We start from the raw sequence: 15347 nt of genomic DNA, 5'->3' as shown, positions 1-15347 counted from the left end.
GACGGATTAAATTGAACAAAAAACTTGCAATTTATATCTTCAGTGGGCTTATTTTAGGCGCCATTGTGGGACTTATGTTTCCTTCGTTCGGTGTGGCGATTCAGCCGGTTGGGAAAATGTTCATAAACCTGATCGAAATGGTTATCATTCCGCTGGTTTTTTCAGCATTAGTTGTCGGAGCATCCGGAATCGCGGATATGAAAAAAATGGGTCGTATTGGACTAAAAAGCATTATTTGGTTTGAGTTTATTACCACCATCATTCTTGTCTTAGGACTTGTCCTTGCGAACGTTCTCCATCCCGGGCTGGGTGTTCACATCCAACAAGCAAACGTGGGAGATTACAGTGCTGCGAAAGGTCAAAAAATTGATATCATCTCTATGATTGTCAACATTCCTCCGTCCAATCTGGTTAAGGCGATGTATAACGGCTCTATGCTGTCCATTGTGTTCTTTGCCACCATACTTGGGCTGGCTATTGCATCCGTAACAGGAGAAGCCGGCAAAGTAGCCATCCGCTTTTTTGAAGGTATTTCTCAAGCGACGTTCACAATCATTCGTTGGGTCATGCAAGTGGCGCCGATCGGTGTTTTTGCTCTTTCTGCTTATGCAGCTGGAAACTATGGTATCAAAGTGTTCCTGCCACTGGCAAAGGCAATTGGTGTAATGTACTTGGGACTTGCAATTGTTCTCTGTGTTCTGTTCCCGCTTGTCAGTAAATTTATCCTGCATGTACCGTTCTTCAAGTTGTTCCGGGGAATCCTCGATCTCTTTATCATTGCATTCTCTACCGCAAGCTCTGAAGCGGTTATGCCGCAGTTGATTGAATTTGTGGAAGAGATTGGCGTACCAAAATCGATTTCGTCCTTCGTTATTCCGCTTGGACTTTCCTGGAACGACGACGGAACTAGCCTGTATTTATCGGTTGCGGCTATGTTTGTCGCGCAGTTAGGTGGACTCCATCTTTCCATCAGTCAGGAAGCCGTGATGATTTTGATGCTGGTTGTTACGTCGAAAGGGATGGCTGGTGTTCCGATGGCTGGATTCGTAGTGCTGCTTACAACTGCAACCGCAGTCGGTTTGCCAATGCAGGGGATTGCATTATTAGCCGCTGTTGACCGCGTTCTCGACATGGCTCGCACCGCTGTTAATGTTATTGGCCACCCGGTGGCTGCCATCGCTGTTGCGAAGTGGGAGAAAGAGTTTGATGAAAGTAAGCTGCAGCAATTTTTGAAAAACGGCAAGCGTAGTCAGGGTATATCCGATAGTGCTGATGCAGCCAGATAATGTCTGTGGATTGATAGCGTAAATGTCCGTAATTCGACAGAGAGACTGACCGAGATGCCTGAATCCGTCAGTCTCTCTGTCACATTGTAGGCTCGAAAAATAAAGAAGTACCTGGAGCTTGCTGCTCATCGACGTATCAGAGATTAACGCATTCTTATGATAATTAACGAACAGACATCTATAACCGGCAATCGGAGGTGCCATTGCGGTTTCAGCTGGTGCCAAAGCGATCTCCATTCGGAACGAGCACCGAATGGTTCGGTGCTCTTAATTATTAGGTAAATATAAATTGCAGCCGGTTCATGCATATCTGCCGGATAATAACCTGACTGATTCATTAAAAAGAATGGCAGTTTTACCTCAAGTTTAAACTATTCCTAATCGGCAGAAAATGGTATAATCAGATAGATATATAAGGAGCGTGTATAATATGCTATTGCCACGACAAGGGCGAAATTATTCATACGCTGATTACTTGACTTGGAACGGGGAGGAAAGATGGGAGGTTCTTGACGGCATAGCTTATATGCAATCTGCACCTTCAAGAATTCATCAAGAAATTTCCGGCGAACTGTACAGACAGTTTGCAAACTATCTGCAAGGTAAGAATTGTAGAGTTTATCATGCCCCGTTCTGCGTGAGACTTGATGTTGAAGATAATGATAATGATGTTAAAAATGTCGTTGAACCGGATATTACCATTATCTGTGATAGCTCTAAGCTTGACGAAAGAGGTTGTAAAGGAACTCCTGACTTAATAATAGAAATATTATCTCCGTCAACCGGTAAAAACGACAAAGTATTTAAATTTAACAAGTATGAAAAAGCAGGTGTTAAAGAATACTGGGTAGTAGAACCTGACCAGAAGATTGTAAGCATATTTTTATTGCAATCAAACGCCAGATATGGAAGACCAGAAATGTATACGGACGAAGATAAAGCTAGAATATCAATTTTTCCGGACCTCGAAATTGATTTGAATTTGGTGTTTTCTCAACAACAGTGAGATCCTTCTCTTTCTCAGGCTTGTACCAAGAATCTTACGCGCGTAAGATTCTTGGTACAAGCCTGTTTGTTAGATTCTCTCCCTTGCTCAAACCCGGATTTCCGAGTTTTCGGGCGAGTTTTAAGCTGCGTTTAGAATTACGTTGGACAGAGGTTGTAGAGATATTTGACGAGGACTAATACTGCTGCGGCTCTCAGGTAAGATACTTCCTGAGGGTAAGAGTGCAAAAATAAGCCCTAAAAATTGCGGGCCATCATTGGAAGGAGAAAGGATTAAAACGGCTTTGCGGGAAATTAAGAACGATGAAAAGCAATTCGGAGCGATAGTAGGCTCCGGATTTTTATTTATTCATTTACCAAACAGGATGAGTCTGCAGCCAACTTCTACCACAGCTACTTGTCAGGCAAAGGTCTGAACGGGTCGGCGGACAGCTTGATGCGGAGCTTGGCAGCCAACACCAGTGCCCAGGTGCAAGTAATCTCTCCTGAAAGAGCGATTCTGGCCGATTCTATGATGATGATCCGCCAGCCGGTGGATAGCCCGGATGTCAATGAAGCCTTGGCAGGCAGATCGGGTCGGTGGCAGGGTGTTACCCGCCAAGGGGAGACCATCTTGGCGGTAGCTTTCCCCCTGCAGGACTTAGACGGGCGCAAAGGAGCCCTGAGGATGGTCACCTCCTTGACCGGCGTGCATCAGGCGGTCAGCCGGCTGACCTGGCTGCTCTTCGGCCTCGGGCTGCTGGTGACAGGTCTGGCCGCGGCGACAGGTTTATGGCTGGCCTCCAGCATTACCGGACCGGTATTGGAGATCACCCAGGTGGCTGGTGAAATGAGCCAAGGCATGTTCAATAGTAGAGCGCCGGTAAAATCAGGTTATGAACTCGGTAATTTGGCGGAGACCTTGAATTTCTTGGCGGCGGAGATTCTGCACCAGGAGCGACTCAAGAGTGAGTTTATCGCTTCCGTATCCCATGATCTGAAGACCCCGCTGACTTCGATCAAAGGCTGGGCACTCACCTTGCTGCACGGAGATGACCATAACCAAGACGAGTTGCGTGAGGGGCTGCAAATCATCAGCGGGGAAAGCGATCGGCTGGCGCTGCTGGTGGATGATCTGCTCGACTTTTCCCGGCTGGAGTCAGGAAGGGCCACTCTTTGCCTGGAGGAGGTTGATTTGGCTGCGTTGCTTCAGCACTGTGTCAAGCAGTTGCAGCCTCGTGCGGGGAAGGGAACTGACGGTTACCATCCGGGATACCGGCTGCGGCAACGTTGCAGAGTGCTCCGGGATTTGCAGCAACAGATCATCTTCAGCCTGGAAGGGCTTCCTGAAGCTAAAGGATTATTGGAAGAGGAGTATCAGGAGCTCATCGCCGTCCTCTACCGAGATAAGATCAGGCTGGTTTCCCAGGCCGATAATGAGCGAAGCGATTTGGTGGATTATTATACGCTGTGGGCCCATCAGATCAAAACACCTATCGCCGCCATGGGCCTCCTTCTCCAGTCCCTCCCCTCAGGGGATGACGGGAGTACTGCTCAGAGTATGGAACAGAACAGGGAGCTGACCATGGAGTTGTTCAAAATTGAACAGTATGTGGAAATGGTGCTCCAATACCTGCGGTTGGAGAGCCCTTCTTCCGATTTTGTGCTGAAACGCTATGCTCTGGACGATATCGTCCGGCAGGCGGTGCGCAAATATGCCAAGATGTTTATCCGCAAGAAGATCAGCCTGGATTTTTCCGAACTGAACTGTGACGTGCTGACGGATGAAAAATGGCTGGTGTTTGTCATTGAGCAGATCTTGTCCAATGCTTTGAAGTACACCCCGGAAGGAAAGATCTCCATTTATATGGAAAGAGCCGGTGCCAAAACCCTGGTAATCGCCGATACAGGGATAGGTATTGCCGGAGAAGATCTGCCCCGCGTCTTTGAAAAAGGCTTTACCGGTTATAACGGCCGAAGGGATAAAAAGTCCACAGGGATCGGCCTCTACCTGTGCAAGAGGATTCTCACCAAGCTGTCCCATACCATTGTGATCGAAGGGGAGCCGGGCAAGGGCACGAAAGTAAAAATCGGCTTGGATACGGTGGATACAGTGATGGAGTGAAATTATGATCTACCTTACCAGAGGGTAAGCTTAAACTGGAAAATGTAAGCCAAAGTTATGGCAGGGCATTTTCCTGTTTTGTTATACTGAACCTACTCAGCAAAGGAGGTTCTTCTTGATGACTATTTTAGAGGTGAATAATCTTAAAAAAGTCTATACTACCCGCTTTGGCGGCAGTCATGTTCAGGCCTTAGCTAATGTGTCCTTCTCCGTGGAGCAGGGTGAATATGCAGCGATTATGGGTGAATCGGGGTCAGGGAAAACGACCCTGCTCAATATTCTGGCCGCTCTGGACAAACCCATAAGTGGTGAGGTTCTGCTCAAGGGAAAAAGGCTCAGTACCATTAAAGAAAAGGAGATTTCCGCTTTCCGCCGGGAAAATCTCGGCTTTGTATTTCAGGATTTTAATCTGCTGGATACCTTCTCCTTGCAGGATAATATTTTCCTGCCCCTGGTGCTCTCCGGCAAGTCTTATGAGGAGATGACCCGGCGTTTGGAGCCCATTGCCTGCAAGCTGGGGATCGGCGATATCCTGGCCAAATATCCTTATGAAGTGTCGGGAGGGCAGAAGCAGCGCTGTGCCGTAGCTCGCGCCCTGATTACCAAACCCCAGCTGATTCTGGCGGACGAACCCACCGGCTCTCTGGACTCTCAGGCCGCTGAGGGTTTGCTCCGCCTGTTTAATGAAATTAATCAGGAGGGGCAGACCCTGTTAATGGTGACCCACAGCGTGAAAGCGGCCAGTCATGCCCAACGGGTACTGTTTATTAAGGATGGGGAGGTCTTCCACCAGCTTTATAAAGCCGGCATGTCGGATGAAGTTATGTACCAGAAGATCTCCGATACCCTGACCACCATGGCCACAGGTGGTGGGCGCCATGAGTAGATTCTTTTATGCCAAGCTGGCCGCCACCAATCTGAAAAAGAATGCTCAAACCTACCTGCCCTACATCCTGACCTGCATAGGCACGGTGATGATGTATTACATTATGGTTTTTCTGGCTGAGAACAAGGGCTTGGGAAAAATGTCCGGCGGTTTTCAGGTGCAAGCCATTCTTAATCTGGGCTCCTATGTGATTGCTATTTTCGCAGTGATTTTTCTCTTCTATACCCACAGTTTTCTGATTAAACGGCGCAAAAAGGAATTCGGCCTCTTTAATATCCTGGGCATGGAGAAGAAGCATATCGCCAGAGTATTGGGGTTTGAAACTCTGTATGTGGCGGTGATCAGCCTGGGGGCAGGCCTGCTGGGCGGGATACTTCTCTCTAAGCTGATTTTCATGGTCCTGCTGAAAATCCTCAACTTTGAGGTACCCCTGGGCTTTAACGTCTCCGGCCCCGCTCTGGCGGCTGCCTTGGTCCTGTTCGCCGTAATTTTCCTCTTGACTCTCCTCAATACCTTGCGTCAAATCCATCTGGCTAAGCCTGTTGAACTCCTCCAGGGAGGTCAGACCGGGGAGAAGGAGCCAAAAACCAAATGGCCTTTGGTGGTGATCGGAACCTTGAGCCTGGGCGCAGGGTATTATATCTCCCTCACCACCCAGTCTCCCTTAACTGCCCTGAGCCAATTTTTCTATGCCGTCCTCCTGGTGATGGTGGGCACCTATTGTCTGTTTACCGCCGGCAGCATCGCAGTGCTTAAACTGCTGCGCCGGAACAAAAGGTATTATTATCAGACCCGGCATTTCACCGCCGTAGCGGGGATGATGTACCGAATGAAACAAAACGCCGTGGGGCTGGCCAATATCTGCATTATGGCCACTGCTGTGCTGGTGATGGTCTCTACCACTGTGTCCCTGTACGTTGGGATGGAGGACGTGCTGCGCACCCGGTACCCCCAGACTATCATGATCTCCGCTCCCATATCTACTCAACAATCTGTCGAGGGCCTGCAGAGGTCAGTTCACAAAGTATTGGCAAAGCACCGGCTGGTGGTGCAGGATAGGCTGGATTACAGGTATCTGTTCTTTCCCGGCAATCAAGAGGGCGGCACGGTGATCACAGCTAAGAGCAAAATATCCATATCCAACGCCACATCTTCGCTCAGGGAATACTATCTGATTCCCCTGGAGGATTATAACCGACTGACCCATAAAACAGTCAGCTTGGGAGATCAAGAGATTCTGATTTATTCCGGTTCCAGCAAGTATGAAAACGATACCTTGACGGTGTTAAACCGGACATTTACTGTCAAGGAAAGGCTGGACTCGTTTTTTGAAAAGAGCCTGGAGAGGTCATCCATCTCGGGCAGCTATTATATCGTGGTCAAAGATATGGATGTGATCAAAACCATGGAGGCGACTCTTGCTAAAGAAAATAGGAATGAGTCCTCAGGTTATAACTATTATCTGGGCTTTGATCTGGACGCCGGTGAGGCTGACATCTCGGCTGTTTACCAGGACATCCGCACTGCCGTGGGCAGTGATTATCCCGGCAGCAGCATTGAATCCCCGGTGGCGGCCAAGGAATCGTTTTTCGCCGTTTATGGAGGCTTATTCTTCCTGGGCATTTTCCTGGGGGCGCTGTTCATTATGGCCACGGTACTGATCATCTATTACAAGCAGGTCTCCGAAGGGTATGATGATAAAGCCCGCTTTGAAATCATGCAGAAAGTGGGTATGAGCCGTGAAGAGGTAAAAGGCTCCATCCGCAGTCAGGTCCTGACCGTATTTTTCCTGCCCTTGGTCACCGCTGGGATCCATATTGCCTTCGCTTTTCCTATCATAACTAAATTGCTGGCCGTACTGAATCTCACTAATGTGGGTTTGTTCGCCTGGTGCTTAGTAGGTACCATCTTGGTCTTTGCCCTGTTTTATGCCCTTGTCTACGGGCTGACGGCCAAAGTGTATTATCGGATCGTCAGCTGGGGGACGTCTGTATAAACGGTTGAAAGCAATGCCATGTCGCCGTTCACAAAATCGCATTAATTCTCTTTGTTATAGGAATTCAAATTGAAGATCTAGTTTAATTTGAAGAAAAAGCAATATCAAATACATGGCATTGACGAAGTTTGCCAAAGATGGATGTGATCAGGAAGCATTGTGAATACCCAGAACGCAAATGAACGCGACAACAACAATGAAAAAGCATTGATGCCCTTTGCAAGTAAATTCCCTTTAAACTATGGGCGTATCGAAAGAGGAATACACTCTTTTTTGTCGAAGAAAGGTGACGAAAGAAGGAGTGGGCATCGTGTTTCGAAGAATATTAGTACCAGTTCTTGTCATTTTTCTAATTAGCCTTTCATCTAATCCTGTTCATGCTGCTAATCTTCAGGCAAACCTTCATACCTATCAAAACCAATTCAATACTCTCAAACAGCAGGCTGAAAGCCAAACTCAACAAAAAGATGCCTCAATTAAGCAAGCTCAATCTATTCAAGCTTCCATAAATCTTTTGCAGGCTTCAGTCAATCATGACAATTCATTAATTCAGCAGCATGAACAAACTATTACAAATATTAAAAATCAAGAAGATTTACTGACTATTGAGCGTCAAAAGGATATTGAAAACTTAGGAAATTACTTGCGGACTGAGTATGAACAAGGTAATACAGGTTATTTGAACCAACTTGGTTGGTTACTTGGTTCTAAAAGTTTAGATGATCTCTTATCTAGAGTCACTTATATTAACTCATTAATTAATGCCTACAAAACATTAGGAGATCAAATTCAAACTGATGATTTAAAGCTTCAATCTGCACAACAATCTGAGCAAAATGTTACTGACGATCTGACTAAAACAGTTCAATCTAAGCAACAAACGAAGAATGACCTCGATACTGCTTTAAGTAAACAAAAGGATCTAATAACCTCTTTAACCCAAGCGGAGCAAAAAACAATTAAGGAACAAAATCAGGTTCAAACAAACATTGACGAAACGCAGCGCCTTATTGAAGCCCAAGAGAGGGAAGCTGCCTTGGCCGCTCAAGAAAAGGCAAAACAACAGCAGGCAGAACAGGAGAAGGCTGACCAATCAAGTAAAAAGCTTACTGCACCGGTTAAACCTAGCGGAACAGTAGGACAGATTTTATCGTTCGCAGAAAGCTTCTTAGGTTCACCTTATGTTTGGGGAGGGAGTACTCCCAACCCGGGATTTGACTGTTCAGGATTCGTTCAATATGTGTACGCTCATTATGGGATCAGTCTTTACAGAGTCACTTGGGATCAATATCAAGAAGGTATAAGCGTTCCAAAAACTGATCTTAAACCCGGTGATCTTGTTTTTTTTTCAACGTATGCTCCAGGCGCCTCTCATGTTGGTATTTATGTGGGGAACGAGATTATGATTGACGACTCTGATTATGGCGTGGCATATGATAGTATTGACCATCCTTATTGGGCAGCAAGGTATTTAGGAGCAAGAAGAGTAATTGCACAATAGAATTGGCGTACCTTTAAAGCCGTGCAGGCAAAAAAGGAAGATGAAGAAGCTGAGCTTGCACGAGAGAAAAAGATGCAGCAAGCAATGCTGGAAATAAAAAAGAAATTCGGCAAGAATGCCATTCTAAAGGGTATGAATCTGGAGGAAGGAGCTACCACTGTAGACCGGAACAGGCAGATTGGAGGGCACAAAGGCAGCTCAGTTTTCCCCTTTCGCCGCACTGACCGGTTATGATACATCGGAACTTCACAATGTTCTTATGTATCGTTATTGGCTGAGGATAATTAAGTTATGAAATTGAGGTGCTTTGGTGAAAACAAATCAGGCTGCCTCGGTATATGAGGCAGCCTGAACCCTGGAATAATCAGGGATAAGATTCATCATTTGTCTGGAAGATTATGCTATAATAATTGCAACAGGTTGTCGAGGGACGGTTGGCCACACCCTTTTCGAAAGGGGGTGGTAGGGATGATCTCAATGGTTGAGGCGATGTATTTAATGATTGCATTTGCTACACTCGTTGTTATGATCATGAAGAAGAAATAACCGCCCCGGTCCAGGATGGCGGTTATTTCTTATAACCTTTAATTCGGGCCAACCGTTTGGTTAGACAATCTGCCGGGCTGGCGTGCTCACAACACGTCAGTCCTTATTTAATATTATATCCATAGATTGTAAACTATGCAACCGGTTCACATATAGCAGGGCGCATCTGCTTTCCGGAACGGTCACTTTCTTCGAGATGCGGGTCGATTTATCTTAACAATTATCGCATAATTAATTCGACAGGACATTGGATGAACTATGCCGAAATTATGCTCCTTAGCTTCAATTGCGTTCACCATCTTGGGGTTAGTTGGAATTATTGACACGTTTTTCGTTCTGGCAGTGCCCGGATCACTTTGCGCTTATAAATTATTATTCGTTATGCATCGGGACAAAGAGAATGTATAGGTTCCACCAATCACCATGTTCATAGACCAGAGTTGAAAGAATGCTTATGTTCCCCGTAGTATATAGAATTCGCTTAAGAGCTGTAAGTTCATTCACGATGCATTGGACGACAAGGAGTAAAAAGCTATGTTCAAAAAATTGTCTAGCTCCGCTGATATACTAAATATAAGTTAAACCTAATAAAAGAAAGGAGATCATAATGAAATTGGGAATGCGAAAACCGAGTCTTAAGAAAAGTATAGCAGCAAGAACTAGTCTAAAACGTTACGTTCGACACAGCCTAGGTATGAAGGCTCCGAGAGGGTGGGGATGGCTGACTAATCCAAAGAAGGCTGCGTATAACAGAGTGTATCGGAAGACGACGTTTAGTATTTTTGATATATTTAAATTCTTTAAATAGTTTAGCGTTATTTCCATTACTTACCTGTTTGATAGGGGAGGGAGATCTCTGTGATTGTCGAATTTAAACTAAGTGAGAATAGGGAATAACTAATATCGACAACGAAAAAATAATATTTAAATCCCAATAAGGCGGTAATCCCATGGCAACAGACGAACAAAACCCAGCTAAAGGGCATATTCTGCAGATTTATAAATATCTTCAAGCGCTGGATCAATTAAGAAATCCCGTGATTCGTAATGTTAAAGACCAACCTTGGAGTATCTATTTCCAAGACCTGCCAAACTACTTAACCATCGAGAAGGGGCAGTTTGAGAATGACTTTTCCGATTCAGGCACAAGCTCTGCTTCCAGTCCTTTTATCCTTAAAATCCAACGTCCCGTACTTACTGATGCGCCGCAACCCCCCTCTTCGTATCTTTCAGTATTGAAAGATACCTGGAAAAAACCTGAACTCCGGGTTCGCTTAAATCTAGATAAAATAACGGGTGAGGAAGACGAGGAAGAACTGACCGAAGAGCAGCTCCTAGCGAACTACTCGGAAGATGAAGAATTTGCTCAATGGCTGAAAAGCAGAGAACTTTGGTCGGAAAAAGAAGTTCCTGTTCGCCAAGCGATGGAAATATATAATAAGTTTTACGAACTGTATGCTCGTTTAGAACGTGAAGCGGAACAATATGAACTTGTTTTGGGTGAAGGCCATTTGTACTGGAATTATCAAAGCGGCCTAATTAGTCATCCTATTTTATTGCAAAGACTTCGACTAGATTTCGATCCTGCAATACCTGAATTTTCCTTGTCTGAAACAGAGCATTCCGTTGAACTCTACACTGCGCTTTTTCGGACCGTTTCAGAAGTGACTGGAACGGTTATGAGTCGTCTTCAAGAAGAATTGGAGCAAACTCCCTATCACCCACTGGGTGGGCAGGATACAGAAGAGTATTTAAAACGAATCGTGACTCAGTTATCTCCCTACGGACAAATTCTCGGTCCGGGTGAGAAGGCGGCTCATAATGACGCTCCGCGAATTGTGCGGGATCCTTTAGTATTTTTGCGCAAAAGATCGTTAGGGTTTAGTAAGGCGATCGAGGAAATTCTTAAGGACATACCGGAAAGGATGCCTTTACCCAGTTTCTTAGAAAATATTGTTGGCCTTGATTCAGAAACAGAACCATCTGCTCCAGAGGATGTCCTGAAAAGTATAGATCCTAATGGAGAAGATGAGGAAGTCCTGCTGAGCAAACTTGCCAATTCGGAACAACTGCAGATTGCTAATCGCTTAAAAAGGTATAATGCTGTTCTCGTTCAAGGACCGCCAGGGACAGGAAAGACTCATTCCATAGCCAATCTAATTGGTCATTTCCTTGCTCAAGGAAAGAGCGTTCTGGTTACCAGTCATACCTCTAAAGCCCTGTCAGTACTCCATGAAAAAATTGTCACCCCTCTGCAGCCACTATGCTTGAGCGTCTTGACTGACAATAACCGTCAACAACTGGAGAGCTCGGTGGATGCCATCACAGAACGCTTAGCCAATAGTGACCCTGAGCAATTAGAACGGGAAGCTAAAGTTCTTCAGCAAGAGAGAGTTGCTCTTTTAAAGGAACTTCGGGAAACTCGCCAAAAACTGCTTTTCGCGCGAGCGGACGAGTACCGTCCTATCGTTATAGCTGGTAATGAATACGCGCCCGCTCAAGCAGCTCGTACCATTCGAAAAGACCAGGAACGATGTTCCTGGCTGCCAAGTCCGATCCGTTTAGGAGCTGCACTCCCCCTTGCAGAAGGAGAGCTAGTGGAACTTTATCAGACGAATCTCATCTTAACTCATGACGATGAACAGGAACTTGAATATCCTTTGCCAGATCCGCAACAGCTTCCAGCACCTTATGAATTTGAGGAATGGGTCAAAACTGTAGATAATTTAGCAAGTATGGATTTAGAAGAGGGAAAAGAATATTGGCAAACGGAGTCTGAAAACGAGCCAGAAAAGCTAGAAATGATCTTGAATCAAATCCAAAAAGCTATTCAAGTTTTTGAAAAGGCATCAAAGTGGGAACTTGCTCTCATCGATGCCAGAATGCAGGGTGAGGAGCAAATCGCTCCCTGGCAAAACTTAATCACTCAAATCGAAGGGGCTTATACCCAGTCTCTTCAAGCCCAAGAAACTCTCTTGGATTATGCTCCTTCCGTCAGTGAGGACTGTTTGCCTAACGAACTAGATTCAGTCTTAGAAGAGATCATTGCTCATTTAAGTGCCGGGGGCTCGCTTGGCGTTTTTAAATTATTAACTAAAGGAAGCTGGAAGACGCTGATTAATCAAGCTCAAGTGAATGGAAGTTCACCGCAGCGCCTTGAGCAGTTTGAAGCTATCAAAGTTTTTGTGGATTTAAGGAATACACGAAAAAGGCTTTCCGACCGCTGGGAACGTCAAGTTGCGGTCTTGGGAGGGCCCAAGGCCTCGGTGTTGGGAAATGAACCTGAGTTGGTCTGTCACTCTTATATTCCCTTGATCCGCAATGCTTTGAATTGGCATCCGCAACAATGGACTCCACTTGTGGAACAGCTTCAAAAGACAGGTTTTCACTGGCAAGATTTCTATGACAAAACTGCAATCCAACTTGGCGAGCAGAGAGAAGTCCTGCGACTTAAAAAAGCGATAACTGAAGAATTAGCAAACCTCGTGGAAATCCAAACCTGTCGCTTGAAGCTCAGAGGGATGGAAGAAAAAATTCGTTCCTTAAAGCTTCAGTTGGAACAGGGGGGCAGTTCTTGTGCTCAAGTGACTTCACAGCTTTTAATGGCCCTGCAAGGGAAAAAGCCTGAAGAATATCGCCAAGCCTATCAACGTCTCGTTGATTTAAAAAACCTTAAGCAAGTTCTTGAATTGCGTCAAGATCTCCTGAAGCGCTTAGAACAGAATGCGCCCGCCTGGGCAGCAGCTATTGCCGGACGTCAAGGGATTCATGGTGAGGGACAACTTCCGGGAAATCCCTCTAAAGCGTGGCTTTGGCGGCAATTTGCGGATGAACTTGAAGACCGAGCCAAGAAATCGATGGAAGAACTTTTAAAACAGATAACCCATTTATCTCAACAGTTACGAGAGAAAACATCAATACTCGTGGAAAAGAAGGCTTGGGCAGCCCAAGTTCGACGAACAACTGTTTCTCAGCGGCTCGCTCTTAATGGTTGGAAACAACTCATGCATCGAATTGGCAAAGGAACCGGTAAACGGGTTCCAGAGCTTATGGCCGAAGCCAGAAAGCTCATGCCTCTTTGCCAAAGTGCAGTTCCCGTTTGGATTATGCCCTTAAGTCGCGTTGTGGAAAATTTCAATCCACGAACCAATCGCTTCGATATTGTGGTTATTGATGAGGCCAGCCAAGCTGATGTCCTCGCCCTGACCGCACTATATATGGGTAAACAGGTCGTTGTCGTAGGAGACAATGAACAAGTCAGCCCTTCAGCTGTCGGGCAAAAAGTTGACGAAGCTAATAAGCTTATTGAGGAACATTTACAAGGGGTTCCTAATGCCAAACTCTATGACGGACTTTTATCTATATACGATCTCGCGGATACGGCCTTTCAGCCCATATGCTTACGCGAACATTTCCGCTGTGTTTCACCAATCATTCAATTCAGTAATTATCTTTCATATGAAGGAAAAATTAAGCCCTTACGTGATGAAAGTACGGTTAAAGTGCGGCCCCATACCGTTGCTTACCGGGTTGAAGGAAGTCAGAGTGCGAAAAAAGTCAACGAGAAAGAGGCTCAAGTTGTGGCCTCCTTACTTATCGCCTGTACAGAACAACCGGAGTATCAAGAAGCTTCCTTTGGCGTAATTTCCCTGGTGGGGGAAGAACAAGCTGTTGTGATTGACCGTTTACTGCAGAACTATTTATCAGCCGGAGAATATAAACGGCGTCGTATTCAGTGCGGAAATCCGGCTCAGTTCCAGGGAGATGAACGAGATATCATCTTTCTTTCGATGGTCGATGCCTCCTCAGGCGAAGGGCCTTTGAGCAAACGAGGTGAGGGTGCTCATGAAACATTTAAAAAACGTTACAACGTTGCTGCCAGCCGTGCTCGTGATCAAATGTGGGTTGTCTATTCCCTCGATCCGGAAAATGACCTGAAACCTGGTGATATTCGCGGGGAACTGATTAAACATGCTAAAGACCCTCAAGCTGTTTTGCGGATGTTGGATACTGCGGAAGTTGAAGCCGAGTCCGAATTTGAAAAGCAAGTTCTCTTTCGCTTGAGACAAGCCGGCTATACGGTTTATCCTCAGTGGAAGGTTGGCGGATACCGAATCGATATGGTTATTGAAGGCCAGGGGAAACGAGTAGCCCTGGAGTGTGACGGAGATAGGTGGCACACCTTAGAAAACCTTAATGAAGACATGTCTCGGCAAGCGATTCTGGAACGCCTCGGCTGGCGCTTTATTCGAATTCGCGGGAGTGAATTTTTTCGTGATCCTGACAGTACCATGGCTGCAGTATTTGCCCGCATAAAAGACTATGAAATCTATCCGGAAAATAAGGGAATAGAAGAAATCGCCTCTGAATCCCAAGCGGAAGGCTTAAAAGATTTAATAATTCGTAGGGCAGAAGTTTTGCGCAGAATCTGGAACGGAGAAGATGAGGATGATCAAGATACGGACAAGGATATTGATAAGGGTGAGGGCCATTCAATCTCTTTGGATGCTAAAGATGTAGTTTTGGTCAACGAAGACGAAAAGGTTATTAGTCGAGCGACTGAATTTCTGAAAGATGAGAAAATTTCTACTGCCCAAGAAGGTGCAACACTCCAGGAAAATAATCTAATTAATGAATCGGACAGAGAAAAAAATGTGAAACTAGGGAATCCATCAGACGGCAATTATCAACTATCATATGATCAAAAAGCGGCCGAAGAAAACGCTGAACCTTTGGAGCAAAAGGCACTTCTTCAGGAATCACAAAATCCTTCCCGCAGACAAGCAAGGGAGGTTGAGGAAGAACCGTTTCAACTTGAGAAATTTCTTATAGAGCATGGATTTGAATGGGTGGATAATCGCAAAATCGGTGGGACAATCTGGGTCATAGGGAATGAAGAATTAGCGGGGATGATGGAAAAATTCCGAGCCCAAGGCTTCCGCTTTCGCTATAAACCTCAAGGCGGGCGGATGACAAAAAATCGTTCCGCATGGTATCTGAGTGAATAGAGAAGTATCACTGTC

Annotated in this window: 8 protein-coding genes and 3 pseudogenes; 10 read left to right on the top strand and 1 reads right to left on the bottom strand. The window is 45.6% G+C overall.

Annotated features, from left to right (window positions below; genetic code table 11):
• Positions 1 to 11 precede the first annotated feature (11 nt).
• Positions 12 to 1286 (top strand): dicarboxylate/amino acid:cation symporter, encoded by a 1275-nt coding sequence (locus DEAC_RS15580; protein WP_047811001.1) that lies wholly within the window; start codon positions 12 to 14, stop codon positions 1284 to 1286.
• 143 nt (positions 1287 to 1429) lie between these two features.
• Here DEAC_RS15580 and DEAC_RS24050 read toward each other — a convergent pair whose 3' ends face one another.
• Positions 1430 to 1624, bottom strand: a complete 195-nt coding sequence (locus tag DEAC_RS24050; RefSeq protein WP_207642584.1) for a hypothetical protein — start codon at positions 1622 to 1624, stop codon at positions 1430 to 1432.
• 92 nt (positions 1625 to 1716) lie between these two features.
• Between DEAC_RS24050 and DEAC_RS15575 the strand changes: the two genes are divergently transcribed.
• The 9 genes and pseudogenes from DEAC_RS15575 (at position 1717) to DEAC_RS15540 (ending at position 15332) form a co-directional block, all read left to right on the top strand.
• A complete protein-coding gene (locus DEAC_RS15575; protein ID WP_047811000.1) occupies positions 1717 to 2292 on the top strand; it encodes a Uma2 family endonuclease in 576 nt (191 codons plus the stop codon).
• A gap of 256 nt (positions 2293 to 2548) precedes the next feature.
• Positions 2549 to 2707: a hypothetical protein gene (locus DEAC_RS23615; protein ID WP_161796460.1), complete on the top strand. Its 159-nt coding sequence runs from the start codon at positions 2549 to 2551 to the stop codon at positions 2705 to 2707.
• Between the two features lie 20 nt (positions 2708 to 2727).
• Positions 2728 to 3423, top strand: a pseudogene (locus DEAC_RS24595) (histidine kinase dimerization/phospho-acceptor domain-containing protein); the annotation flags it as partial.
• A 132-nt stretch (positions 3424 to 3555) separates the two neighbouring features.
• Positions 3556 to 4395: pseudogene (locus tag DEAC_RS24250) on the top strand (sensor histidine kinase); the annotation flags it as partial.
• A 118-nt stretch (positions 4396 to 4513) separates the two neighbouring features.
• Entirely contained in the window at positions 4514 to 5281 is a 768-nt protein-coding gene (locus tag DEAC_RS15565; RefSeq protein WP_047810999.1) for an ABC transporter ATP-binding protein, read from the top strand.
• Positions 5274 to 7277, top strand: coding sequence for an ABC transporter permease (locus DEAC_RS15560; RefSeq protein WP_047810998.1), 2004 nt, complete (start codon positions 5274 to 5276; stop codon positions 7275 to 7277). Before DEAC_RS15565 ends, DEAC_RS15560 begins: the two co-directional genes overlap by 8 nt.
• Before the next feature lie 310 nt (positions 7278 to 7587).
• Positions 7588 to 8778, top strand: a complete 1191-nt coding sequence (locus tag DEAC_RS15555) for a C40 family peptidase (RefSeq protein WP_053006468.1) — start codon at positions 7588 to 7590, stop codon at positions 8776 to 8778.
• Between the two features lie 12 nt (positions 8779 to 8790).
• Positions 8791 to 9012, top strand: a pseudogene (locus DEAC_RS15550) (hypothetical protein); the annotation flags it as partial.
• A 1262-nt stretch (positions 9013 to 10274) separates the two neighbouring features.
• Positions 10275 to 15332: an AAA domain-containing protein gene (locus DEAC_RS15540; protein ID WP_053006467.1), complete on the top strand. Its 5058-nt coding sequence runs from the start codon at positions 10275 to 10277 to the stop codon at positions 15330 to 15332.
• Positions 15333 to 15347 lie beyond the last annotated feature (15 nt).

Source organism: Desulfosporosinus acididurans, from assembly GCF_001029285.1.
Taxonomy (GTDB): domain Bacteria; phylum Bacillota; class Desulfitobacteriia; order Desulfitobacteriales; family Desulfitobacteriaceae; genus Desulfosporosinus; species Desulfosporosinus acididurans.
Note: the sequence above shows the minus strand (reverse complement) of the source record. Positions and strands in the feature narration are given on the sequence as shown.